A 25,445-nucleotide genomic window follows, 5' to 3' on the forward strand; every position below is an offset into this window, starting at 1 on the left:
ATATAAAATATTATAATAAGGTTAGTATTTTAAAAATCTTGTGCGAGTTATAAAAGAAAAATTAGAGAAAAGTTTTTATATCATGATGAAATATTTTCTAAAATCTTAAGATCTAAAAATAAAAATTTCAATCAATAAGATGGGGAAGATGGATGGATAATCCTTCAAATAATAGTTCATCAGAAAAAACACAGACGGAAAAAAGTTCACAGCCAAAATTGAAAAAAGTTTTGACTTTTACTGATATTTTCTTGGTTTCTCTAACAGGAATGATCGGTTCTGCGTGGCTTTTTTCCGCTTTAGGAGCATTAAACTATATGGGACCTGCTGCTATACTTTCTTGGATAGTTGCAGCTATTTTGTTTGTTTTCATGATAGTGACATTTGCAGAGCTCGGGGGTCTATTTCCTTATAGCGGAGGAATCGCTAGATATAACCACTACACACATGGGCCAATCAGCAATTTCTTTTTGAGTTGGGCATATCTAATTAGTTCAATAACCACTTCACCTGTTGAAGCTGTCGCTATTGTTGAATATTCCAGTGCATGGTTGAAATGGGCCTGGAACCCCGAGAAAAACGTTCTTACTCCTGAAGGCATGGGTCTAGCGGCGCTTTTGATAATTTTCTTCTTTATAATTCAGTATATAGGTGTCAGCACTTACCAATGGTTCAACAGAATTATAACAGCGCTAAAATTTGTAATCCCAGTTTTGACGATAATTTTGATATTTACGATGTACTTTGATGGAAGGAATTTTATGGGATTACCAGGAGGATTTTTCCCATTTGGAGCAGCAAGCATTTTAACAGGTTCAATAATCAGCGGTGTAGTATTTGCTTATGAAGGATTTGAAGAAGGACTTATGTATGCTGGAGAGGCTAAAAATCCGCAGAGAGATGTCCCATTAGGTATAATAACAGCATTGTTTGTAGTTGCAGCTATCTACATCCTCCTTCAGGTAGCTTATATAGGGGGCATAAACTGGTCTGCAGCAAGAGTATCTCCAGGAGATTGGACAGGGCTTTATAATGCTTGGGGATCCTCTCCATTTTACTATGAACTAGTTTCGACAGGCGTTCCTCTGTTGGTCGGATTTGCAGTAATAATCGCTATTGATGCAATACTTTCCCCTGCTGGCACATTTGCAGCGTATGTAGGAAGTACTGCTAGGCAAATATTTGCGATGGCAAAAATTGGATATCTGCCAGAAATTTTTGGGAGTATTCACAAGAAGTACAGAACTCCATGGGTCGCTTTGATCTTTTCAACTATTATTGCCATCATATTCTTAATGCCATTCCCAACTTGGTATAGTATAATGAGCGTTTCAGTTTCTGCAGCTGTTTATTCCTACATGACCGGCGGAATTACAGCACATGCACTGAAAAAACTTGTGCCAGATCTTAAAAGACCATATAAGACTCCATTTTGGCAGTTGTTCTATCCTGCCGCCTTCGTTGTAGCATCTCTATTCGTTTACTGGTCTAGCTGGAGCGTAATAAATGTAATCATTGAAGTTTTGCTAATAGGATTGCCCCTGCTATTTTTAGGTCCTTATGGAAAGAAGTTGTCTGTTTCCAGATCGTTCATTTATGCGATATCATTATTTGTATGGATCGCTACAGGATCTGCAATAGGACTTTACTATTATGTATTGGATGGAATGGGAATTCAAGGGTTCATCATATACTGGTCATTAGTGTCTTTGATACAGATCATAACCCTTTCTCTAATATGGTTAAAGACAAAATCCCCAGATATAAAAGCGTCGTCTTGGCTCATCATATATAACATAGTCATAGGAATCGTCTCTTACATAGGTAGTTTAGGAGCCCTTTCATCGCCACTCTTGCCAGTACCATATGATATAATTGTAATGATAATAGTCTCTTTGCTAGTATACTATATAGGTTTGAAAGTAGCATACAAAACTGAAGATCTAGAAAAAATAGAGAAAACAGGTATTGTCCCAGAGGAGTAATTTAATTTTTCAATTTCTTTTTTTAAATTTATAGCTGAAAGCCTAATTTTTCTGGGAAAAAATAAAAAGCTTATACTTTTTATTTTATTTTCAGTTTTGATACTAAGTACTAAAAAGTGTGTATGCATTGAATGAAAGGTTGTTTCTAGAAAAAAAAGTTAGGAGATAATGATAAATTTTCAAAGGAGGATCTCTGATCACGCCACTTCCCTACAGATGAAGGATATAAAAATCAGTCTCTGTGAGCTGAGCCTACCAATTCTAATAACGAAGTTACGTTGTGAAATCTTAGCCAATTTTCTAGTCCACCTAAAATAGATTTTATGGTATGTTTGGGGTCATCATTCGAAATCAATGCAGAACCTATTTGAATGGCTTTTGCGCCTGCTGAGATGAATTCAGCGGCGTCCTTCCAATCTTTCACTCCTCCACTTCCGATGATTTCTGCTCTGTACTCTCTATATACATCATAAATTACTCTGACTGCAATCGGATGTATAGGCGGACCTGATAAACCTCCATGAATATTAGAAAGTACTGGCTTTAATGTATATACATCTATATAAATAGCCTTTACAGTATTTATCAAACCTAAAGCTTTTGCACCAGCCTCAAGTGCTTTGCCTGAAGCTTCAACTATTTTATCATTCAGACCAAGCTTTGCTATAACAGGTATTTTTATAATTGATGAAACATTCTTTACAACGTTGAAAACGTTTCGAGGGTCGGCACCTATTTCTAGACCATATCCTTTCGTATGGGGGCAACTTAGATTTAGCTCAATAGCATTAGCTCCAGAGATCTCCGCCTCCTTTGCTACTTCTGAGAATTCATCCTCATTAGTACCACCAACACTCACAATAATAGGGATGTTGAGCTCTTTTGCCTCTTCTACAAGCTCTTTTATAGTACCTTTTCCCGGATTTTCTAGCCCAACAGCATTAATGAGTCCCCCATTCGGCAAAGAGAGAATTATCGGAGGTTTGTTGCCAATTCTTGGCATCGGAGTTATAGTTTTTGAAACCACTGCTCCAAAACCATATTCATATAGCCTTTTTATCGCTTCCTTGTTCTGTCCTAATATTCCACTTGCATTCATTAATGGATTCTTTAAAATTATTCCCGCTAATTCTATATTTAATGTCATTAATATCACCATCCAGTTCATTTTAAATAGGATATTTTGGGCCTTTCTATTATTTCTCCGTCTAAATAAACTACAGTTCCATTAATTATAGTTGAAGAGACGTCTCCTTTAATGATTAATCCGTCGTATGGAGAGAATCTCGCTTTTGTGTAAAACTTTGAAGAATCTATTTTCCATTCTTTATCTAAGTCAACGACAGTATAGTTCGCCTTACAACCTATATCAAAGCACCCCCATCCGGGCTTCATGTTCAGTATTTTCTGAGGGCCCATAGACAACAGTTGAATCAAGTCTTCTAGATTTAATATTCCCTTATTTACCAAATTTATCATCAAAGGTACAGCAATTTCAATCGATGCTATTCCTGATGGGCATTTTTCAAATGGGAGAGACTTCTCCTCTATGCTATGAGGTGCGTGATCTGTACTTATTGCATCAAAATGAGGTAGCAACCCTATAAGCTCTTTAGCTATATCTCTTGTTCTCAATGGAGGATTGACCTTTGCAAGGCATCCAAATTTTTCCTCATCTTCTGAACTTAAATATAAATAATGAGGACATGTATCCGTTGTGAATTTATACTTTTTAGCCATTTCATAAACATACTTATTTGTAACATGAGTAATATGTAGCTTTGCCTTTATACGTGCACTTTCAAGCATATATCCGATTTCTTTCAAAGCGAGCATTTCTGATTCAATGGGCCTGCATGCCCATCTTTTTCCTTTTCCACACTCGCCTAAAGCATCCTTATGCTCAAGATGTATTATTATTGGTTTTTCTATTCCATTAGCCACAAAGCTTTTTAAAATTTCTGGAAGTCTCTCGTGTTCTTCTGGAAAAAGCTCTCCTACGGAAACGACTTCTTTTGCTTTAAGCATTTCAATAAAATCATCAACATCTTTGCCAATTGTTACAGAGATACCGAAATTCACGTATGCATTTTCATATAAGCTTTTAATTTTCAAATTCAAAGACTTTGTATTATCTATTTTCGGCTTAGTATTTGGCATATCTACAATCCCTGTAAAACCTCCTCTTGCTGCAGCCTTTGTGCCGCTTTCCTCATCTTCCTTGTAACTCAGCTCAAGCCCTCTCAAATGAGCATGTAGATCTATGAAGCCTGGTAAAGCTATCCCTTTCTCTCTCAAGTCTATGCATTCTATATTTCTGCATATAGCTTCATCAGTATTAAGGAGCCTCTTTGAAACAATACCGTCCTCAATAATTAGTGTGAGCTCTTTTAATTCTTTTCCAATAAGAGCCTTAAGCAATAATGCTCTCAAAATGGTATTTTACCTCCGAACATTCAAATACTGGCCCATCTGAGCACATGAGCTTCGTTGTTCCTTTTATATAGCATGAACCACAAATTCCCATTCCACATTTAGTTAAATTCTCTAAAGCTACATAACAATCATTCTTTTTATTACATAAGTTGCAGAAGTTTTTCATCATTACTTCAGGACCTACTGATAAAATCCTATTGTATTCATTTAATCTAATTTCTCTTAGCGCATCCAATGCCTTTCCGCATTTTCCATAGCTACAGTCCTCGGTATAAATTATGAAGTTCTTCAAATTGTTCATTTTTCCATATATTTTAGTTACTTCAAAAAGCTCTGAGCCTTTCTTTACACCCCATACCAAATCAATTTCTGAGCCTTTTGAAAACTTTACAAAATAAGGTATTGGGGCAATTCCTATTCCCCCTGCAACAACTAAAATCTTTTCTCCATTTTTAAAGAAGAACTCTTTTCCAAGAGGACCCATAATGCCCAAAATTTCATTTTTCTTTTTTAAGCTTAGGGCCTTAGTGCCGTTTCCCTTAATTTTATATAAAAAAGTCAAGCTATTTCCGTCATAATCTGAAACGCTAAGCGGAATAAAATCGATTCTAGGAATCCATACCATAAAGAAATTAAATGGCTTGACTTCTAAACTTAAATCTTCTAATGGCAAAAAAGAAATTAAAAAAGTATTTTCAGCGACTTCTTCGTTTCTTTCAACCTTAACGGGCTTAATTTCAAACTTTTTCTTTTCCATTTTTCCTATTCCTCTCAAATTTTGCATATATATCAAATTAATCTTTATTTCTTTAGATAGTTAGTCAGCTTTACTATATCATCTTTATATATTATCGTACCGCAGTACTCGCACTGAAGCTTTAAAGGATCTCTTGACAGGACTTTGAACTTTGTCTTTATGCTTTCATTCCTTTCGTTAGTAATGCAAGTCATATTTGGGCATTTTAACAGCCCTTCAACACGATCTGGTAAGCTGACTTTATATTTCTTAACAACCTCAAAATTTTCTACTATGTTAACTGTCGCAGAAGGCGCAATTAGTGATATGACATCGAAGTCTCTTGGTTCAAGCCACTTTCCTTCTATTTTTATGATGTCTTTTTTCCCCAGCTTTTCACTTTCTACGTTCATTATTATTGCGATCCTCTCTCCTTTCTCTCCGCTTATGCCTAGTACTGAAAGTATGTTCATTGCCTTTCCAGCAGGTATGTGGTCTATGACAGTTCCATGTTTTATTTTTGAAACAACTAATGTGGACTTCTCGCTCATAGCTCAACACCAAAGATGAGTGATAATAGAGCCATCCTCACAGGCACTCCATTTTTGGCTTGTTGAAAATATGCGGCATATTCGGTAGAATCGATCTCTTTGTCTATCTCATCCAGCTTAGGTAAGGGGTGCATTATTTTCAACCCCTTTTTCGCATTTTTTAAAAGATCAAGCGTTATTTTATATGACCCTTTTGCTTTTTCGTACTCGGTAATATCTGGAAACCTCTCTTTTTGCAACCTTATAGTATAGAGAACGTCAATTTCATCAATTATTTCTTCTAAATTTCTGATTTCCTCGAAAGCAACTCCTTTTTCTTTTAGATAACTTATAACCTCTTCCCTTGCGCCCAAATTCGGCGGAGAAACTAAGTAAAGTTTCTTAGGATTATAAATGAGAAGGCCGTAAATGAATGATGTTGAAGCTCTTCCATATCTCAAATCTCCTACTACTGCATAAGTTAGCTCATCGATCGTGCCAAAAATTTCTCTTATAGTATAAAGATCGATCATTGCTTGAGTAGGGTGATGTTGCTTTCCATCACCCGCATTAATAACAGGATTTTCCGCAATTTCGGATGCATATTTTGCTGCTCCTTCCAGTTTGTGCCTTATTACAATCAAGTTTGAATATGAGTCAAGCATTCTTATAGTATCGGTAAAGTTTTCTCCTTTGCTTATGCTTGTTCCCTCTTCTCCAGAAAAACCGACTACATCTGCTCCCAACCTTTTTGCAGCAACTTCAAAGCTGAATCTCGTCCTTGTCGAAGGCTCAAAAAAAGCCAGCATGACTACTTTATCTTTTAAAAGCTCAAGCTTTTTATCCTTATGCTTTTTTGCTCTGTCTGCATATTCGAACAATGTTTCCAAATCTTCTCTAGTGAACTGCTGTATAGAAATAACATCTTGGTTATAGAAATCTTTATTTATCATAATGCCCTTGCTTAAACATTTCATAAAAAAACGGTATAAAAGCTTTTCTTCTGAAAGTTTCCATTGCCTTTTATATCTTATCAGTATTTTGAGAGATACTCCTGAATTTCTTTATAGGTTTTTTCATCTATAGTATTACTTTCATAGAGCTCTTTAAATAGTTCTTTCGCGGTAAAGAGGCTGTAAAGCTCAACTCCTATGGACTTAAGCTTTTCTCTCGCTCCTTGCTCTCTATCAACTACAACAACTGAGAACATAACATTCCCTCCCATTTCTTTGACGGCACTTATTGCATGTTCTAGAGAACCTCCAGTTGTTGCAACGTCATCTACAACCACGGCTTTTTTGTTTCTCACTTCACCTTCAAGCAGTGCTTGTGTTCCATGCTCCTTTCTATCAAGCCTAACATAAGCAATAGGCTTTCCTGTTTTACACCCGATAAATGAAGCGAGAGCAATTCCAGATGTTGCAATACCAACTATAACATCAGCCTGATCAGTTGGAAATCTCTTCACGATTTCTTCTACAACCTTCTCTCTAAGCGAAGGAAAGCTGTAAAGCCTTCTCAAATCAATGTAAAATGGACTCTCTATCCCAGATGTAAGCTTAAACTTTCCAATTTTTATTATTCCGTTTTTTAAAAATTCTACTGCAATCCCCGACATATTTTCACCCTCTCCTCTATCGTTTTTATAATTTGGGTAGCTTTTTCTTTTATATTTTCTGCGCCAGTTATAGACCTTCCAATAATTTCGTAATCAGCTCCATTGCATATAGCACTTCCAAAATCTGCCCCTTGGGCGCCTACTCCAGGTGATAAAATTTTAATATCTTTTCCCACTTTGCTCCTTACGTTCCTTATTACATCAACTCTTGTTGCTGGCGCTACAACCCCCCAGGCGTTAGCCTTAACTGCAATTTGAAGGAAATCATTTAAATGTCCATCAATATACTCCTTTGATCCTTCATGCGACATTGAAACAACTAATATGAGTTTCAAGCCGAGATCTTTAGCTTTCTTAGAAAGCTTATCTATAGCATTTGAATACCCTACAAAGCTATGTGCGATCATCGCATTAAATCCGTAGCTCTTTATTATTTCTGCAGACATCGACATAATATCCCCTATATCTGCTAGCTTAAAATCAGCTATCAAAAGCCCTTTATAATCTTTAAAAATACGTTTATATGATTCAAGCCCATTTCTCAAAACTGCTGGGAGACCAATTTTAAAACCGCTAACTAAACCATTTAGTTCATAAAACCTATTTTCTATCCATTCAACCTCGTCTACATTTGGAGGAGGATCCAGTGCTATGATTATAATTTTAACCACCTTTTTGACTTTTGAGTGTTAATGGGGCAAAAGTCCCCTTCAATAAAGGAGGGGATGAATAGCCCTCTATAGAAATGTTCTTATGATTATCAAAAAATAAATATAACTATTCGATATAGACTTGACAAAGATACTTATGGTCACATTGGAGGCCCTGAAAAAATATATGAAGAGCCAAAGGGAGAGAATAACGTGATCCAATTGGCATTCAAGTACAAGATTTATCCAACGAGAGAAGATGTAAAAAAGATGAGTGTATAGTAAGTTTCCTGGAAGAAACAGGAAACCTCCACCGCAAGGGGGGAGATGCCTCTTCAGTAAGGGCGGGGTAGTTCACATATCATACTATCATATTTTTAAGCTTCGATTCTAGTTATTTAGAATAATATTACAAAATAACAAAAGTTATTAAATAATAGAGGAGGGTGCTGTTAATGAACTTGCTACTTTCTATAAAGAACTTATCGAAAAGCTTCAAGTCAAACAGCGGCGAAATAAAAGTTATAGATAACATATCATTAGATATTTATAACGAATTTCTTGTGATTTTAGGACCTTCTGGATGCGGAAAATCTACTCTACTTAGGATTATTGCAGGAGTTGATAAGCCTACTAGTGGAAATATAATATTTCAAACTGGTAAGCCTCCAAGGTTCGGATTCGTATTCCAGTTTCCATCGCTTATTCCATGGATTACCGTTTTAGAAAACGTAGCAATTGTTCTGAAAAATATGGGTATTCCTAAAAATGAAGCTGAAGAATCCGCAAAAAAGTATCTTTCAATTGTTGGTTTAAGCGGTTTTGAAAATGTATATCCGTATGAGTTAAGCGGAGGGATGAGGCAAAGAGTTAATCTAGCAAGAGCTTTATCAGTTCAGCCAGAAATTCTCCTTATGGATGAGCCTTTTTCCAATTTAGATCCCTTAACTGCAGAAAACTTAAGGGCTGAAATTCTAGATATATGGCTTTCTAACATAACGCCAATGAAAGCGATTATAATGGTGACTCATTCTGTCGATGAAGCAATATTCCTTGCTGATAGAATAGTTATTCTAACTCCTAGACCTTCTAAGATATCAAATATTGTTAATGTTGATTTACCAAGACCGAGAAACAGGAGATCCCCTGAATTTGAAAAAATAGAAGACTTAGTCTACTCCTATGTTAGTTAGAATATATTAGAATATATATAACTATAATTTTTATTATTATTTGCGTTTCTATTCGTCTCTAATTCTAAAAATAGAGCATATATAGGATCGAACATAATTTTAAAAATTTAAGAATAATTATTAAAGATCAATGACATAAAATCAAGAACTGGCTATTTCCTTTTTATATATTTTCTGTGAAATCACTGAATTGTTGGGAATATATACTAATGTATTATCGCTCTTCTTTAATAGTATGAACATTACTCCAATATCTAGAACTTCTCCGTCCTCGCCTACGATATTGACTTTATCTCCTATTTTGAATGGTCTTATAGTTAAAAGAAATAGACCAGATATTGCCTGCCCTAGAACCTGTTGGCTTGCATAACCTACTACTAATCCTAGAAAACCTCCTAAAGCTACACCAGCCGTCCCTCCAGCAACACCTCCAGCAATAGAGGCAAGAATTGCTCCTATCCCTATGATTTTAATAGCATTTCTCGCTCCAGCAGCAGCAGAGTGATCATATTTGAACCTTAGATTCCAATATATCACATCAGATAATGATGCGACAATTAAATATCCAAAAAGAATAGCTAAAGGAATATTTATATATGAAGAGTAAGATGAAACATTAAGATTATGTTCTGCCAAAAGCTTAAATACATACCCATTTATTAAGGCACTTATTATTATATATGCAGCGATCCAAAGAGTTAATTTATATATAGAATAAGTGAATTTTTTAGCTATTTCTTTTCTATTGGAAGACATAACTAAATCACTATATTTAATTTACTTTTTCGTTTCTTAAAAATTTTTTAATTTTGAAAAGCGATCAAAAAAATCTTAAAATAAAAACAATGATATAAGGAGCCCATTTTCATTAAATGTGGCGGGCCCGCCGGGATTTGAACCCGGGACCTACGGGTTAAGAGCCTCGGCGAGCTCTTGCCTAGTACCTGTTTTTAATAAAAATTATCATAGTTAATATTTTTTTCTTCTTTTTGTTTTGTTTGGAAAATATAAATCAATGAAAACTCCTTATATAAAAATTTACCTTTTTGTTAACAATCAAGAATATTTAGAAATGGAGTATTCCTTATTATAACATAAGTTTAGTATTGAGTGTGCTCAAGGCTAATAAACAGGATTTGGCTACCTCTTATAAGAATGGTACCATATTTCGCTTTAGGTTCCCCAGTTCTCTCCTTTACTTCTGTGCAATTTTTCAATATCACGTTCATAGTGCTATCGCTAAAATCAAGCTCTCCTATATATTCTCCGCCATCTTTTAGTTTAACTAATACATTATTCCCTTTAGCATCTTGTAAATATTTCAATGGTAATTGTGTTTTTGATGACATTAAATTTGCACCTTTATACATATTCGATATAATTTTTACACTAATATGCTTATTATGATGGGGTTTTTATCTCTATCGTTCTACTTTTTGGAGTATCTTATAATGATCTCTTTCTTCATCTCAGGAATAAGCTCCCTTCAGTAAGGTCATTGGCCCACATATCAATTCGTTTTTTACATCTTTCATATACATTACAATAAGAATGTTTTCAAAGATCTCTTTTCAACTTTTCTAAAGGTTTCTCTTCGACATTCATGAAGTAAAGTTAAAAACTTTTTAATTATCACTGCTTTGAAAGGTGAAGCTTTCGGTTGTAAAGTTCATCTCTATTTGATTCTAGTGGATTTCGCTCTACTCCCATAAATTCAGCTGCATCTGTGATTTTAATTTTTTGATTATAATTTATTCTCAATCTTTCTAGCCTGTTTACATAGTTTTTTTCTCTGGCAAAGTGATGATCTATAATAATTGTGTTCAAAGTATTAATAGAAAGAATTTTTTCTAAATTTTTCTCTCCGTTTTCAACTTCTTCTACGCCCTTTATTGATCCTATGAGATAATAAGGAGGACCACTGATATATACAATTGTAGGTTTGTTATTTATAATCCAACGAGCAGCTTCATCATCTCCCGGACCCTGTGTATCTGAAGCGAACAAATATCTTTGTTCTTCATCATCAATTAATATAACTAGAACTTTTCCTAAAGGCGTATTTTGAGATCCATGCCATAGCGGGAAGGAAATCTTCATTTTTATTCCTTCAAATACAAAATCTTCACCGTTAGTGAAAATTAACTTAGAAATATCCTTAGTTTTTTTAATAAATTCTTTGGCTCTCATTTTTTGACTATAATTAATATCAATTTCAGGATGCTTCATAATGATAGTTTTATTTTTAAAAGCTTCAATACAATAATCATTGCTAAGGTAATGATCTCTATGAAAATGAGTTATTACTATTAAATTTGAGTCATTAAGATTTTTGCAAATTTTTTCAATACTTTTTTCCAATTCATTTAATTCAATCTCATGAGGAGGTAGTCCATATCTATATGGAGCCAGTGCAGCTCCTGGATCAATAAAGATTTTAAAGCCTTTGGCTTCAACAATATTAGCCATTGATCGAACTCCCAAACTGTCCGATGCAATAATAGTAATTTTCGTTTAAGTCTACCTCCTAATAATGAATTAAATTTAAAAAAATAAAAGTTTTAATTGTACAACAATAAGATGGAAAACCATGGAAGAAAAAATATCAATAATGCAAAAATATAACATAACTTATGACACTTATGAGATGCTTTATAAAATAGAACAAGAAGAAAAATATAAGCTAATTGATAAGTTAATTGACCAAATAAGAGGAAAAATATTAGATGCTGGAATTGGGACAGGTCTTTTTGAAGAGTATTTATTTAGAAATGGAAAGATGATAAATTTCGATTTGATTGTTGGCATTGACATAAGCATTAAAATGTTGGATGAGCTGATTAAGAAAAGAGATTTTTTAAAAGAAAAAATTGAGTTAGTAAACGGAGATATTGCATTTGCGCCATTTAGAGAAAAAATTTTCGATTATACTTTTTCCTTCACATCTCTTTTTTTAAATAACGATTATGAAAATGAGCTAAACGAGCTTGAAAGGGTCACTAAAAAGAGCATTGTATTAAGTATTCTAAAAAAGGGACTAAAAGAAAAAATGCTTGAAATTCTTCAACATCATAATGCTACTATGATCACGCAAAATGATAAAGATGCAGTATACTTAATTAAATTAAAAAATCATTATCAAAATCAGCTTTGATATGTTGTGATTAAAAATGAACATAAAAGAATCAATGACAGTTATTGATCTTATTGCATTTTTAAGAGAGCTAGAAAAAGAAAAAATTAACTTAAAAGTTTCTAATATTTATCACATCCCTCAGACTAAGAGAATCTTAATCAAGTTAAAAGATCCTTATTTTAAGTTCCTAGTAGCTGAAGCTTCTAAGAAAATTTATTTTTCTAAGTATTCATTACCAACTCCGGAAAAGCCGAGTATTTTTGCACTTTCGCTTAGGAAGTATTTAAATGAAAGAGTTATTACGAGCATAAAACAGATAGGTTTTGATAGAATTTTAAAACTTGAATTCGATAATGACTACGCTCTATATATCGAACTACTCCCTAGAGGAGAAATCATCTTAACAGATCCTACAGAAAGAATCATTCATGCATCATCATTCAAAAAAATGAGAGATAGAAAAATAGAAAGAAATTCGCAATATATTCTGCCTCCAATTTTTGAGAAAAGGCCTACGGCCGAAATGTGCATCGAAGCTTTATCAAGCGAAGGTAAAAAGGGCTTAATTAAAAAACTTGGGCTTCCACATGAACTTATTGATGAAGCTATAGGAGAAGTTGGTTGCGAAAATTGTTTTGAAAAAATTTGCAATAAAATTGAAGAAATAATGGGTTCTTTAGGAATTAATGGAGGATATATAGTTCATCAAGATGATACGCTTATAGCATTCTATCCTTTTAATCCATCTGTAATTCATAAGAATTCTAAAATTGAAAAAACCGAAAAATTCAATGATGCTCTTGATAAGTATTTTTATAGTATTGATGTTCTGAGACCCGTTGCTTTGGAAGACGAAGAAATTTCAAGAACAAAAGCTAGCATTGATAAGATTAGAGAAGATATTGAAAAAGGTGAGCAAAAGGTAAAAGAGCTATATGAAGTTGCAAATAGATTAGCTTCATTTTCTTCATATATAGAAGAAAAAATTAAATGTGCTAGAGAGGTTCAAAAGAAATACGGTTGGGAAAAAGTAAAGGAAAAATGCCCAGGCATACAAAAAGTTTTTCAAAACAGTGGAGAGTTCACTTTAGATTTAGAGGGAAAAGAATATAAATTCAATATATTTGAAGATGCCTTTACGCAAATTGGTAAAATTTTTGATGAAGCTAAAAAATTAAAGAAAAAAGTTGAAAATGCAAAAGCTAATTTAGAAACACTCGAATTAAAGCTCAAAGAGTTGAACTTAAAAAAGCATGAAAAAGAAAGAGAAGTTAAAGCTATAGCGAGAAAAAGAGATTGGTATGAAAAATACATATGGAGCTTTACAAGAAACAGGTTATTGATTATAGCTGGCAGGGATGCACAGCAAAATGAAGCTATAGTAAAAAAATATCTTATGAAGAACAAAAAATCTCTGTATTTCCATGCAGAAATTCATGGCGCGCCTTCTACGATATTATTAGCAGAAAATGAAGATATTAAAGAAGAGGATATATATGACACATCTGTTATAGCAGCATCTTATTCGAAAGCATGGAAGGCCTCTCTAAAAGTCGTGGACGTATTTTGGGTACATAGTGATCAGGTTTCAAAAACTCCCCCTGCTGGAGAATACCTTGAAAAAGGAAGTTTTATGATATATGGAGAAAAAAATTATATAAGAAACGTTCCATTAAAACTTGGAATTGGATTGCAACAAACTGCCGATAATGCTTATAGATTTTTTGTTGGAAGCGAAGAATCAGTTAAGAAGAATTCCTATCCAGTAGCTATTATTGAACCGGGAAATATTGAAGCTCAAGAAGTAGCAAATAAAATATATCAATATATTAAGAATTTAAACTTTGAGTCGCTTCCATCGTTAAAAGAACTGGTTCAGATAATACCTGGAAAGTCTAATTTATCTTTTGAAATCAATCATTAATCGCAAGAGGTTAGGTATAGCATAACATATTATAATTAGAAAGAAAAAAATATAACTTTTTTAATTTATATTTAGCTTTTGAATAGAGGGAACATCAATGGATATAAAAAGAAAAGAGTATTCAGTTAAAGATTTAATGAGTTTTAATGTTGTTACAGTTGATCCTAATACTTCGTTAGATGAAGCAGTAAGGATTATGCTAGAAAATAATATTGGAAGTGTAGTTGTTGTAAACGAAAAAGGGGTTTTAATTGGAATATTAACAGAAAAAGACTTAATCACAAAAGTGATTAAAGGAAAGCTCGATTTGAAGGATCTTAAGGTGAAAGATGTAATGAGTGCTCCAGTCGTATACGTTGAGCCCGATACTCCTCTTTACGAAGCGGTTGCATTAATGCAATCAAAAAAGATAGGTCATCTTCCAGTTGTAAAAAATGGAAGAGTTGTAGGAATTATTGCAACAGGAGATATTATATCAATAGCGCCTGAATATTTGGAGCTACTAAGAATAAAGAAAAAAAGATGAATGGATTTATTAAGTTGAGTGTCATGATAGTTTCTCTCGTTTCATTGTCAATATTTATTAGATTTGTTTATATGTGAAAAGAATTCTTCATCAGCCAAATCTTTTATCCTTTTCGTAATATTCATTAGGTTGTTTTCATACTACTCTTTTCACCTTTTTTCGAAAAATTAAAAAGTAACATTTAAAATGTCATTATGTTTCTATTAATATTCTATAAAAATCATTAAATAAGAGGTTTTTAAAATGACAAAAAACATATATGTCGAAGAAGTTGAGTGGCAACTGCCTCAAGATATGGAAATTGAATTAGTCGAAAGAAAAGGTATAGGCCATCCAGATTATATAGCTGATTCTGCTTCTGAAGAGGTTAGCATAGGATTATCGAACTATTATATTGAGTATTACGGTAGAATTCTTCATCACAATGTGGATAAGGTATTAATTGTTGGAGGACAATCAGATCCTAAGTTCAGAGGAGGTCGCGTCCTCCATCCTATATACATATTAGTTTCAGGCAGAGCAACAACTACAGTAAAAACTGACGATGGCATTGAGAACGTCCCAATTGGAACTATTATAATGTCATCAGTAAAAAAATGGATTAAGAACAACATGAGATATTTAGATCCAGAAGAGCACGTCATTGTGGACTATAAAATAGGAAAAGGAAGTGAAGATCTTACAGGGATATTTGATAGAGGACTTAGTGTTCCGCATGCAAATGATACGAGCTTCGGTATAGGATTTTACCCATATTCTACATTGGAAAATGTTGTTTATCAAACCGAAAGGTTCTTAAATAGTCCAGAAATGAAGAAGAAAATTCCAGAACTAGGAGAAGACATTAAGGTAATGGGCTTAAGAAATAAAAAAGAAATCGATTTAACTATCGCAGGAGCTATGATTAGCAAGCTTGTCGACGACAAAGATCATTATATCAATATTAAAGAAAAAGTGGTTGAAGAAGTTTATAAATATACAGAGAGATTGGCACCTGAATATGAAATAAAGATATTCTTTAATACAGGCGATTCTCCTGAAAAGAATATCTTCTATTTAACAGTTACGGGAACGAGCGCAGAGCATGGAGATGATGGCGCAACTGGTAGAGGAAATAGAGCCAACGGGCTTATCACACCGATGAGACCTATGAGCTTAGAAGCAACAGCAGGAAAAAACCCAGTCAATCACGTTGGAAAAATTTACAATATCATCGCTATGCTAGCAAGCAAGAAAATATATGAGGAACTTCATGAAGAGGCTCATGTTATAGTTCAGATATTAAGCCAAATTGGAAGGCCAATCGATGATCCTTTGGCAACTTCTATTAAACTAACATCTAAAACAAAACCGATAACTAATGATATGAAAGAAGAAGCAAGAAACATAATTGAACAAGAACTAAAAGAAATAACAAAATATACGAAATTAATCCTCGAAAAAAAGGTACAACTATTCTAATATTTTATTTAAAAAATAGTTTTTAAATAATGGTCATATTTTTTAAATTTAGCTTATAATTTTAAATCATAAAGATGACAAAATTTTTAGTAATTTAGAATTTATCTCCATTGATTATAAACCTAAGTCAGATTTTTACCTATCTTTTCTCCTCTTTTCCCTATATTCATTGAATATCTTTTCAAATTTTTCTATCTCTTTAACTTTCTCTATCTCTTTAAGCTTTTCCTCGGCTTCTTTGATCTTATCCAGTACTTTTCTTTCTATGATAATAATGTCTTTAATTTTTTTGTAGTCGTATTCAAATATGGAAACAACAGGTATACCATTTTCTTTTAACAAATTGTATATACCACTATTTTCGCTATACTGATATGAGATGAGAATTCCTCGGATATTTTTATTTTTTAAAAGAATTCCAATATCGCTTTGGTAAGAATCAGGGTTTTCAACATAAATCAAGTTTACATTATATTCGAGTAGTTTGTTAAGATTGCTTTTCGTTAAACTTGAAACAATTGGAACGGGTATATATTCTCCTTTAACTAACTTGTCAAGTATATCTTCATATTCCTTTACCCTTTCTTCGAGCATTTTTATATCTAAATTCTTTGCTTCCAGCTGTTTATTTAATTCGCTAATTGATTCTTTTAAAACACTCATAGTCCTTTCAATGCTAGAATTTATATCAACCAGCTGAACATTCTTTTTTGCTAGTTTAATTTCCTTATCTTTGTTTTTTAGTTCTTCGTAAAGTTTGTTAATCTTTGCCTTTAACAAAATGTTTTCTTTTTTTATTTTTTCAAGCTCTTCATTTAATTTCTTTTCTAAATCTCTGGCTCCGGCTTTATAATCTATTATCACTTTATTTTCTCTTTCCATACTCAGTATCCGTTTCAGTTCTTCTTCTATGGCATCAGAGACAGCCTTACCTTTAATTACTTCCTGCTTTATTTTTCTAGAAGATAAAGAGAGCCCGGTTCTCAAAAGATATTCATCAACTTCTTTTAATTTTTTAGAAAGCGTTTTGAATGCGTTGTAAGCGGCGGAATATGCGTCTCGCATATGAGAATCTAATGATATATCGCTAGTTCCTGATAACGCATTAAATGCCATTTCTCTTTTTACTTCTACGCTCAAAGATTCCTCAGGTATAAAAAGTTCCGCATTAAATTTACTTGCAATTTTTTTAACGGTATCAGGAACAGGTTTAACATCTGCAGCAATTATTACCGGACTTCCATAGCTTTGAATCAACTCTATAACTTCTTCTCTATCTCCAGATCTTTTTGTTCCTAAATATAGTAAATTTCCTTCTATGTCTAAGATTGCAATGCCGAAATTTAGTCCAGGATCTATACCTACAATAATAGGTTTATCTTCTTTCTTCTCCTTTTTAAAAGCGAAGGATATTACCAGGTCATTCTTTATTTCTATACTAACACTTGTTCCTTGCCTGGGTTTTATCAATCCTATTAAACTACTTCTTGGGGTATAGACTGTAAAAATCGCACCATCTATTCCCGCTCCTGATTTTCTATACAAAAGTTCATAATCAAAATTGTTCTTGTCTAAAACATCTTTTATATCATTGGTTATTTGGAGGATAGTAACTCTAACTTTTCTCTTATATCTGTTGTTACTCATTCCTCCAGGTCCATAGCTTCTATTTTTTCTAACAATTATTTTAGTTCTGATCTGTTTTTTAATTAAAGAAGTGCCATAACCTGTATAAGCAAGATATGCTAGATAATAAGCAGTTTTTTGCGGAGTTAAATTAAAAGTTGAAATGCCGGACTTTTTCAAAATGCCTCTAAAATCCTCAAAACCTTCATCATTTAAATTCACTTGAATGAATTCTGTATTTTCGGGGAATAAAGAAATTATCCTTTTTAATTCTCTTACGTTTGGAGCTAATTCAAAAATGTTATCTGTAGCGACTTTTTTAACATTATAGTCCCATGCCAATCTTATTATTTTTTCTAGGCCTCCATTTTCAATTTTAGAAATGAGTTTGCCATCACATATAAGTACAATAGCATATAATTTTTCCATTTGGTTACTAATATCAAAACCAAGTACGCATATATTCGCGTTTGTTTTGCTCATTTTAAACTTTTACCTTATTTGCTTATTTTTAAAAGGTATTTTTCACCAAATAGCAATTATCTATTAATTTTAGAAGCTTAATATTACATTATTAACAACGTAGATTATAAGTTTTTAGCGTATTTCCCACTTAAAAATATTGTTGATTTTTTAAATATTTTTCACATAGTAAAAAATTTCTTCTTTTGCTAAAAATTTACAAATGAAAGCCTAAATTTTAAATCAGTGATTAAGGTTTAAATATTTTTTAGATTTCGATCTCTATTTAAGTTTAGCGATCAGCTTTCCAAGGTAATTAGGTATTACTAAATCTAACTGTTTGCATGATGGTTGACCTGAATTTAAGCTAATAGAGCTTTTAATGCTTAAGAATGATCTCCGACCACTATGTTTTGATGAAATATGTATTCAAAAATAGATGCGGAAAACCTCCTCGCTCTTTAGGGCTAAGAAGAGATCAGCTCAGGATTTTAGTATTTTTATAAAAAATTCCTCGCAATTAAGTTGTGAATTATATTTTTTATTAAAAAAAGTGCAGACATTATAAATATCTCTTTTTAAATAGCTGTTTGCATTTGGATGATTTTTATCAAAATATTGCGGCCAGTCAATGAGTACAGGAATCTCATCAGGTAGTTTTATTATAATGTTATATTCGCTCAGATCGCCGTGCACTATTCCAACTTTGTTATAAGCGATATCGATGACTTCCAATATTTTGAGAAAAACAGTTTCAGGATTTTTCAGCTCTTTTATTTTATACAATTCTACTCCTTCAACATATTTCATAACTACAAGGTTTCTGTTGTATCCAACTACCTCACTTACATACTTAGTATATTTTGAAAGTATGTCTAAAGCCTTATACTCTCTTTGTGCGCTTATTTTTGATTCATCGAACCAGTTTGATGTCCTCTGCTCTAAAACATACGATCTGAGCCTTTCAGTTTTTTTAAAACTCCTCCTTCCAACCATATGAAACTTTAAAGCAAGTCTTAAGTTCCCTGGACCTATTGCTTCATAAATTTCGCTTTCTTTACCAACATTAGTAAGATCTCCTATAGCCGTTACTAGTCCCTTTCTTACAATTGCACTTAGTGAAATCATATTTAATCCAAGATATGTAAGTTTATATCCTACTATACTTCCTATTTGCCTTCTTATTAGCTTCAACGATGAAAGAAGATTTAAAATTGAGTTCATTTTTTCAGAACTAATCCTTGCCTTTTGATGAATATAAGATATTGGAACATATTCGTATTTATGAAGACCACTTTCAATCGCAATCAATATTCTAAACCCTTCATTAGGTATTTTCAAATATAATTCTCCCAATTTCAAAGTTATCACTGAAACATTACCAAATTTCTATAGAATTGTTAATCAAATAGGTTTATATGTTATTTCTGAGTAATAATATTATGGTTTAGGTGATTTCTATTCCAGTTGGAAAAGTTAAAGCTGAGAACATATTGAAAAAATTTCCATATCTTTTGCCATATGACAAAGCTTCTCATGCTAGAGAGCTGATAAGAGAGTATAAAATAAGGGTCCTGGCTGTTGCGAATTCTCCTAATAATCCAAAAATAGTTGGACTAATAAAAAGAGTTAATATCTTAAATATAAGTTCGACAAAGTCAAATCTTCAGGTTAATGATATAATGGAACAGCCTATTGCTATTATTAGAGAAGATGATGAAGTTGATGTCATCCTTAATGCTTTATTAAAAAACAATGAATGGTATGGGATTGTTACAAACAGCAGTGGAGAATATAAAGGTATTGTCGGTCTAGAAGATGTAATTAATTATTATTACAAAAATGAGCCTGAAATCTTTAATGTTGAGGCCTCGGTGCTTTCAAAAAAATTAGAATATCTCTATGAAGATGACGAGATTTCAAAAGCTTGGTACAAAATGCTAGAACATGATTATGCTGGTTTTCCAGTTGTTAAGAGAGATTTAAAAGTTGTAGGATCTTTGACGCAACATGATTTGATAAGCAAAGGCTATACGAGAATCCAACTTGAATCACAGACCTCACCAAGAAAAATACTTGTAAAAGAAGCTATGAACGTGCCGCCTATATGCATCAAACAAAGCGATAAAGTTACAAATGCTGTAGATGAAATGGTAAATAAAAATGTAGGCAGAGTTTTTATTATTGATGATGATGGAAAAATAAAAGGAATAATAGACAGATCAGATATAGCTAGACTAATATTTGAAAAGAAAATTAAAAGTTAAATAGGTGAATTAATTTGGGTTCAAATTATTTTAGAAGCAGGATAGAAGGTTATAGATGGCTTAGGAGCGATGGGAAGCCCAGTTTCAGTACAAGGGTATATAGAGTAGAAAAAGAGCTCGAAAGATTAGCAAAGAAAATCTTGGTTAGCGTAAGTCAAACTTCACCTGTTTTAGATGCAATTGAAAAAATGTATACATTTCAAGAAGAGCAATTGTTAGTGCTACATGGAGAGAGTAATTTTTCAGGTTTAGTGACAAGTGAAAACGTTATTGATTATTTAGGTGGGGGGGAGCTTTATAACATTGTCATGGATAGGCATGGTGGGGAAATCCATAGCGCTTTAAATGAGCAAGTCAAAACGATAATGATAAAGGAATCTCCATTTGTATATATCAATGAAAAGCTTCCTGACGTCATATCATCAATGATTAAAAATAAAACAAGAGCTTTACCCGTCTTATATAAAGATAACACAGTATATGGAATAATTACGCAGAGAGATATTGTAATGCTATTGGCAGAAAAGAGGACCGGAGTCAAAGCAGGTGAAATTTGTTCACCTATCATTTCAGTTAATTCTCTTGATCCTCTTATTGTCGGCATGAAAATGCTTGTTCAGACAAGCTTAGATAGCATATATGTAAAAAATGAGATGGATCAGATAATAGGTACTTTAGATTCAAGTGGAATAGTACAGCTTTTCGGTTCACATGAGGCTTTTAAGTTCGTTAAAAAAGGATACTTAACAGAAGTTAATTCTATACCAATAAAAGATGTTATGCAGTTTAATATTGAGAGAGTTTATAAGCAGGTCGATATGGGTGATGTAATAAGTAAAATGTTCAATAAAAAGCTCAAAACTGTTCTTGTAACAGACGAGAATGATGAAGATATTGGCATGATAACATTTGATGACGCTTTTTTTGTTTTAGCCTTGCCTATTTAATTTTTGCAAAAATATCATTGGGGTTGAAATCTAAATGGTCGTAAAAATAAATGACTATATAAGTTCTCCTGTTATTTCCGTATTACCTTCTGATACCTTGGCATATGCGAGAAACTTAATGCTTAGACACGAAATAAGCCGGCTCCTTGTTATTGATGAGGGCAAGCTTGTAGGAATTCTCACATCATCCGATCTCTTAAAAGCCTTGAGCGTTCCAGAATTTTCTAACGTATCGTGGGATAAAATTTTAGTTAGAGATGTGATGAGTAAAAATGTTATAACCATAAAAATAAACTCTTCAATTTCAGATGCTGCTGCTCTGATGAAAAAATACATGATTGGTTCACTGGCTGTAATAGACAACAATGGAGATGTCGTCGGATTAATTACGAGAACCGATTTAATCAAAGCATACGCTGACAATTACACAAATAATTATACAGTTAAAGATTATATGGACAAAAATCCGCCAACAATATCACCATTTCATCCAATTACTTCAGTATTTGACAAAATTGAGGAAAAGCCATATTACAAGGTAATCATAGTAGACAGCGGAAAGCCGGTCGGAATCATAACTAAGAAAGATATAATATTTCTAAGAAAGGATGTATTTTCTAGGCAGGAAAAATATATAAAAAGAGACGAGCTTCTAGAAAAAGGAAGAACGGGCGGAGTTAGATATTATATCGTCCCTCTTGCAAGCGATATTATGAGTACAAATTTGGTGACTGTTTATCCAGACGAAAAGCTTCCAGAAGCAGCAAAAGTTATGATAAAAAATAAGATAGGAAGCTTAGTTGTTATAAGCGAATCTAATGGCCTTCTCTTAGGGTTGCTGACGAAAAATGAAATAATAGATGCTATAAGTAAGCTTTGAGGTGGGAAAAATGGCATGTGATATAAAAAATTTATTAAATGAGAATGTTAGCTTTCTATTGAGAACAGATTTTCCGACTATTGATAAAAATCAAACACTCACGCAAGCTTTCAAATTAATGGAAAAGTATAGAATTGATAGAGTTGTTGTCACGGAAAACAAAATACCAATAGGTATAATGACAAAAAAAGACGTTCTGAATAAGTTAATGGTAGAAAGGACTAGATTAGTTTCTGCATCAAGATTGCATGTTTCGAGCTTTTATACGCCAAATCTATATCATGTTGATGAAAGATCAACAGTAGCCGATGCTGGAAGAGAAATGAAAGAGAAAAAGATCAGTTCAGTTGCAGTAATGAAGGACGATGCTCTAGTGGGTATCGTAATAAGAATGGACTACTCAAAGCTATTGTCAAGCTGTGAAGAAATTTCATCAAAAAGTTTTGCATCTTCTTTGAAAAAAGTTGTTAGATTTGGAGAAAGAATTACAAGTCTAAGAGAAATATTCCTCAAAGAAGATGTAGTATACCTACCAGTAGTTGACCCAAATAATTATTTAGCAGGGTATATAACAGTCAACAATATTGCTGATGCACTTTTATTTTATCAAAAAGACACAAAAGAATCTCTCAGGAAAGTTGCAAGAAAAGAAATTGTGGTAGAAGAAGTAATGAGTAGACCTCCTTTATTCGTATATTCAAGCGATCCGATTTCAAAAGCATCAAAATTAATAATAGAGCATCAGTCAAGAGGAGTTTCAGTAATTGAGAAAGATTTGCTAATTGGAATAATAGATGATAATGATATATTAAGAAACATAATTTGATTAAAACTGAGATGACTTAAATAACTTAAATTTTTTAGATTTTTTAAATGAAAATATAAAAATTATCAAGGATTCTTATTTTCGAATGGTAGTATTAAAATGGAAAAAAGATTTATTGTCGATTGTATGCTCGGAAATGTTGCTAGGTATTTAAGAATATTAGGATATGATACATTGTATGAAATAGATATATCAGATGATGAAATTATCGAAAAAGCAAAAAAGGAAGATAGAATAATAATTACTAAAGACAATCTTTTATGGAAAAAGGCACTTTCAGACGGAGCAAATGCTTTTCTTGTTAAAAAAAGTTATTCTAATACAAAGGACATTCTATGTGAGTTAAAAAAGAACGGGTTAATATCTTTGAAATTCAGTCCGCATAATAGCAGATGCCCATTATGCAATGGGAAGTTAATGATCAGTATAAATCAACCGCTTCTAAAAATACATAAAAATAGCGAAATGAGAGTTTATTTTGTATGTCAATCATGTGGAAATATATATTGGATCGGAAAACATTTTAAAAATATATTGAAAACTTTGGAGGATGCAGAATATGAAGCAAATAGAACCTGAAGAACTAACATTGGAAGATGGAAGAATTTTGGTGAAAAAAGCTAGAGAAAGCGTAGAGAAAGCATTCATTTATGAAGAAGCCAAAATTAATGATGTACCTGAAAAACTGAGGAGACCAGGAGCGGCTTTTGTTACTATAAATATTATAAAAAACAGGAAAAAAGAGCTAAGAGGATGTATAGGCTATGTAAAGCCCGTATATCCGCTGATTCAAACGGTAATAGAAGTTGCAAGGGAAGCAGCATTTAATGATCCTAGATTTCCACCGCTTCAGAGAAGAGAATATCCATTCACTCACTTTGAAGTTTCTGTTCTCTCTGGTATCAGGGAGCTACCGAGAGACCCTGAGGAAAGATTAAAGAGCATAGTTATGGGAAAAATGGGTTTAATGGTAGTCAGAGGAATATTCTCGGGTCTTCTTTTACCTCAAGTTCCTATTGAAGAAGGATGGGATAAGGAGACTTTTTTAGAATATACATGCTATAAAGCTGGATTAGAGGGATCATGCTGGAAGGATGAAAAAACTGAATTTTATTATTTTGTAGCAAGAGTTTTTGAGGAGAAATATCCATTTGGTGAAATTATTGAGAAAGAACTTTGAATTAAATTTTTGTGATGGATCAAAAATAGGTTACAAATTGCAAACTGAAAGTCTCGCCTTTTGATGTAGCGATAAATATCTAAAAGCTTTTCTAGTTTTGGTTTTTATTGAAGATGAACATAAAAGCGATGTACGCATTGAATAAAAGAGGTTCAGATCTCATATAAGTTCATATTAGTTGATGCATCCCTTCTTGGTTCTGCATATGGCTTAAAGGCTTTCAAGAGCAAGGTATTTGGAGAACATGTTTATGCATGCAACAATATCCTAAAGCATCTGAGGGCTCTATAGATTTTATCGCGAAGCATCCAAAGAAATTCTACAATCTTCTTATCGCTGCTCTCTGGAAGAGCTCTTTTCCCTTCACAGAGCAGCTCAACTCTAGAATTCAAATGCGGAGAGATTTATAAATAGCAAAAAAACATTAACATCAAAATATAAACTTTTATGAAACTCAAAACAGTTTGTCGAGGCATTGCAATCTAAAGCCTCGAATTTTAAGAGGAAGATGAAATATGAATATTTTTAAAGATTTTAATTTCTATTTATGCATAATGATCATCTATGCAGTACAGTGAGAATGTCGAAGAAATATTTAAAGTATAAGAAGATTTCTTCCCTAATTTTAAAGAAAGCCTTTAATTTTGATATTTAAAAAAAAGAAAGTGTATTTATAAAATTTAAGCTTTTTCTGCCTTAATTGCAGAAACAGGACAGCTCCCTGCGGCAGAATTAGCACATTCTTCTAAGCTTTCATCTACTTCTCCTGCTCCTAAATCTCCTCCAACTCTAAACTTTTCAACAATTGAACTCTTGCCGTCGTTAGGATTAAGCTCAAATACGTCAGGACAAAGGTTTGCACATACTCCACAACCAATGCATGTGTTTCTATCAATTGTTATTTTTACTTTTGCCATTCTATAACACCTACTATTATTTAGATGTTTAACGATATAAAATAATATTATCAATAAATATTAATTTTTCTTTTGACTATCCAATAAATTTCCAGAAATTATTTCTGTAGTTTTATCAACTCTACTTAAGAATATTGCGATATTT

The 25,445-nt window shown here is 32.8% G+C and carries 25 protein-coding genes; 12 read left to right on the forward strand and 13 right to left on the reverse strand.

Annotated elements, in window-relative coordinates; translation table 11 throughout:
* Positions 1–152: 152 nt before the first annotated feature.
* Complete coding sequence (locus tag ACP5SL_RS02610; RefSeq protein WP_428228145.1) at positions 153–1,985, forward strand: APC family permease; 1,833 nt, start codon at positions 153–155, stop codon at positions 1,983–1,985.
* Between the two features lie 232 nt (positions 1,986–2,217).
* Here the strand turns inward: ACP5SL_RS02610 and pyrD are convergent, their stop codons facing one another.
* Genes pyrD through pyrF form a run of 7 tightly spaced genes read right to left on the reverse strand, consistent with a single transcriptional unit; the run spans position 2,218 to position 7,976 of the window.
* Positions 2,218–3,132 carry a dihydroorotate dehydrogenase PyrD gene (gene pyrD, locus ACP5SL_RS02615; protein ID WP_148683485.1) on the reverse strand — a complete coding sequence of 305 codons (915 nt, stop codon included), beginning with the start codon at positions 3,130–3,132 and terminating at the stop codon, positions 2,218–2,220.
* Between the two features lie 17 nt (positions 3,133–3,149).
* Positions 3,150–4,418, reverse strand: coding sequence for a dihydroorotase (pyrC, locus tag ACP5SL_RS02620; protein ID WP_428228146.1), 1,269 nt, complete (start codon positions 4,416–4,418; stop codon positions 3,150–3,152).
* Positions 4,399–5,205 carry a hypothetical protein gene (locus ACP5SL_RS02625; protein ID WP_272985664.1) on the reverse strand — a complete coding sequence of 269 codons (807 nt, stop codon included), beginning with the start codon at positions 5,203–5,205 and terminating at the stop codon, positions 4,399–4,401. The genes pyrC and ACP5SL_RS02625 overlap by 20 nt, the downstream gene beginning before the upstream one ends.
* A gap of 17 nt (positions 5,206–5,222) precedes the next feature.
* A complete protein-coding gene (gene pyrI, locus ACP5SL_RS02630) occupies positions 5,223–5,708 on the reverse strand; it encodes an aspartate carbamoyltransferase regulatory subunit (RefSeq protein ID WP_272985662.1) in 486 nt (161 codons plus the stop codon).
* Positions 5,705–6,664, reverse strand: coding sequence for an aspartate carbamoyltransferase (gene pyrB / locus ACP5SL_RS02635; RefSeq protein ID WP_272985660.1), 960 nt, complete (start codon positions 6,662–6,664; stop codon positions 5,705–5,707). The genes pyrI and pyrB overlap by 4 nt, the downstream gene beginning before the upstream one ends.
* Positions 6,665–6,720: 56 nt before the next feature.
* Positions 6,721–7,305, reverse strand: coding sequence for an orotate phosphoribosyltransferase (pyrE, locus tag ACP5SL_RS02640; RefSeq protein ID WP_014557423.1), 585 nt, complete (start codon positions 7,303–7,305; stop codon positions 6,721–6,723).
* The gene (gene pyrF, locus ACP5SL_RS02645; RefSeq protein WP_193803518.1) at positions 7,287–7,976 is read right to left on the reverse strand and encodes an orotidine-5'-phosphate decarboxylase; all 690 of its coding nucleotides are present in this window, start codon (positions 7,974–7,976) and stop codon (positions 7,287–7,289) included. The genes pyrE and pyrF overlap by 19 nt, the downstream gene beginning before the upstream one ends.
* Positions 7,977–8,410: 434 nt before the next feature.
* Between pyrF and ACP5SL_RS02650 the strand changes: the two genes are divergently transcribed.
* Positions 8,411–9,148, forward strand: coding sequence for an ABC transporter ATP-binding protein (locus tag ACP5SL_RS02650; RefSeq protein ID WP_193803519.1), 738 nt, complete (start codon positions 8,411–8,413; stop codon positions 9,146–9,148).
* Positions 9,149–9,289: 141 nt separating this feature from the next.
* Here ACP5SL_RS02650 and ACP5SL_RS02655 read toward each other — a convergent pair whose 3' ends face one another.
* The 3 genes from ACP5SL_RS02655 to ACP5SL_RS02665 all read right to left on the reverse strand — a co-directional run bounded on the left by ACP5SL_RS02655 (position 9,290) and on the right by ACP5SL_RS02665 (position 11,617).
* A complete protein-coding gene (locus ACP5SL_RS02655; RefSeq protein ID WP_272984790.1) occupies positions 9,290–9,904 on the reverse strand; it encodes a mechanosensitive ion channel domain-containing protein in 615 nt (204 codons plus the stop codon).
* Positions 9,905–10,248: 344 nt separating this feature from the next.
* A complete protein-coding gene (locus tag ACP5SL_RS02660) occupies positions 10,249–10,497 on the reverse strand; it encodes an LSM domain-containing protein (RefSeq protein ID WP_148683488.1) in 249 nt (82 codons plus the stop codon).
* Positions 10,498–10,780: 283 nt separating this feature from the next.
* The gene (locus ACP5SL_RS02665; protein ID WP_193803521.1) at positions 10,781–11,617 is read right to left on the reverse strand and encodes an MBL fold metallo-hydrolase; all 837 of its coding nucleotides are present in this window, start codon (positions 11,615–11,617) and stop codon (positions 10,781–10,783) included.
* Between the two features lie 121 nt (positions 11,618–11,738).
* On the opposite strand from ACP5SL_RS02665, the gene ACP5SL_RS02670 reads away from it, so the two are divergent.
* The 4 genes from ACP5SL_RS02670 to ACP5SL_RS02685 all read left to right on the forward strand — a co-directional run bounded on the left by ACP5SL_RS02670 (position 11,739) and on the right by ACP5SL_RS02685 (position 16,195).
* Positions 11,739–12,302, forward strand: a complete 564-nt coding sequence (locus tag ACP5SL_RS02670) for a class I SAM-dependent methyltransferase (RefSeq protein ID WP_014557430.1) — start codon at positions 11,739–11,741, stop codon at positions 12,300–12,302.
* A gap of 16 nt (positions 12,303–12,318) precedes the next feature.
* The gene (gene rqcH, locus ACP5SL_RS02675) at positions 12,319–14,208 is read left to right on the forward strand and encodes a ribosome rescue protein RqcH (RefSeq protein ID WP_428228147.1); all 1,890 of its coding nucleotides are present in this window, start codon (positions 12,319–12,321) and stop codon (positions 14,206–14,208) included.
* A 97-nt stretch (positions 14,209–14,305) separates the two neighbouring features.
* Entirely contained in the window at positions 14,306–14,734 is a 429-nt protein-coding gene (locus tag ACP5SL_RS02680; protein ID WP_193803523.1) for a CBS domain-containing protein, read from the forward strand.
* Positions 14,735–14,977: 243 nt separating this feature from the next.
* Positions 14,978–16,195: a methionine adenosyltransferase gene (locus ACP5SL_RS02685; RefSeq protein ID WP_428228148.1), complete on the forward strand. Its 1,218-nt coding sequence runs from the start codon at positions 14,978–14,980 to the stop codon at positions 16,193–16,195.
* Positions 16,196–16,330: 135 nt separating this feature from the next.
* Here ACP5SL_RS02685 and ACP5SL_RS02690 read toward each other — a convergent pair whose 3' ends face one another.
* Complete coding sequence (locus ACP5SL_RS02690) at positions 16,331–18,304, reverse strand: DUF460 domain-containing protein (RefSeq protein ID WP_148683489.1); 1,974 nt, start codon at positions 18,302–18,304, stop codon at positions 16,331–16,333.
* Positions 18,305–18,766: 462 nt separating this feature from the next.
* On the reverse strand, positions 18,767–19,654 hold the full coding sequence (locus tag ACP5SL_RS02695; RefSeq protein ID WP_014557435.1) for an RIO1 family regulatory kinase/ATPase: 888 nt from the start codon (positions 19,652–19,654) through the stop codon (positions 18,767–18,769).
* Positions 19,655–19,734: 80 nt separating this feature from the next.
* Between ACP5SL_RS02695 and ACP5SL_RS02700 the strand changes: the two genes are divergently transcribed.
* The 6 genes from ACP5SL_RS02700 (at position 19,735) to amrA (ending at position 24,383) form a co-directional block, all read left to right on the forward strand.
* Positions 19,735–20,550: a CBS domain-containing protein gene (locus ACP5SL_RS02700; protein WP_272985125.1), complete on the forward strand. Its 816-nt coding sequence runs from the start codon at positions 19,735–19,737 to the stop codon at positions 20,548–20,550.
* 14 nt (positions 20,551–20,564) lie between these two features.
* Positions 20,565–21,497, forward strand: coding sequence for a CBS domain-containing protein (locus ACP5SL_RS02705; RefSeq protein ID WP_272985126.1), 933 nt, complete (start codon positions 20,565–20,567; stop codon positions 21,495–21,497).
* A gap of 34 nt (positions 21,498–21,531) precedes the next feature.
* The gene (locus tag ACP5SL_RS02710; RefSeq protein WP_014557438.1) at positions 21,532–22,377 is read left to right on the forward strand and encodes a CBS domain-containing protein; all 846 of its coding nucleotides are present in this window, start codon (positions 21,532–21,534) and stop codon (positions 22,375–22,377) included.
* A gap of 10 nt (positions 22,378–22,387) precedes the next feature.
* A complete protein-coding gene (locus ACP5SL_RS02715; RefSeq protein WP_148683490.1) occupies positions 22,388–23,203 on the forward strand; it encodes a CBS domain-containing protein in 816 nt (271 codons plus the stop codon).
* 99 nt (positions 23,204–23,302) lie between these two features.
* Positions 23,303–23,782, forward strand: a complete 480-nt coding sequence (locus ACP5SL_RS02720; protein WP_014557440.1) for a Mut7-C RNAse domain-containing protein — start codon at positions 23,303–23,305, stop codon at positions 23,780–23,782.
* Positions 23,763–24,383: an AmmeMemoRadiSam system protein A gene (gene amrA / locus ACP5SL_RS02725; protein WP_428228149.1), complete on the forward strand. Its 621-nt coding sequence runs from the start codon at positions 23,763–23,765 to the stop codon at positions 24,381–24,383. The genes ACP5SL_RS02720 and amrA overlap by 20 nt, the downstream gene beginning before the upstream one ends.
* A gap of 680 nt (positions 24,384–25,063) precedes the next feature.
* Here the strand turns inward: amrA and ACP5SL_RS02730 are convergent.
* Positions 25,064–25,300: a ferredoxin gene (locus ACP5SL_RS02730; RefSeq protein ID WP_428228150.1), complete on the reverse strand. Its 237-nt coding sequence runs from the start codon at positions 25,298–25,300 to the stop codon at positions 25,064–25,066.
* Between the last annotated feature and the right edge of the window lie 145 nt (positions 25,301–25,445).

The organism is Fervidicoccus sp., from assembly GCF_049967375.1.
In the GTDB taxonomy this organism is placed as follows: Archaea; Thermoproteota; Thermoprotei_A; order Sulfolobales; family Fervidicoccaceae; genus Fervidicoccus; species Fervidicoccus fontis.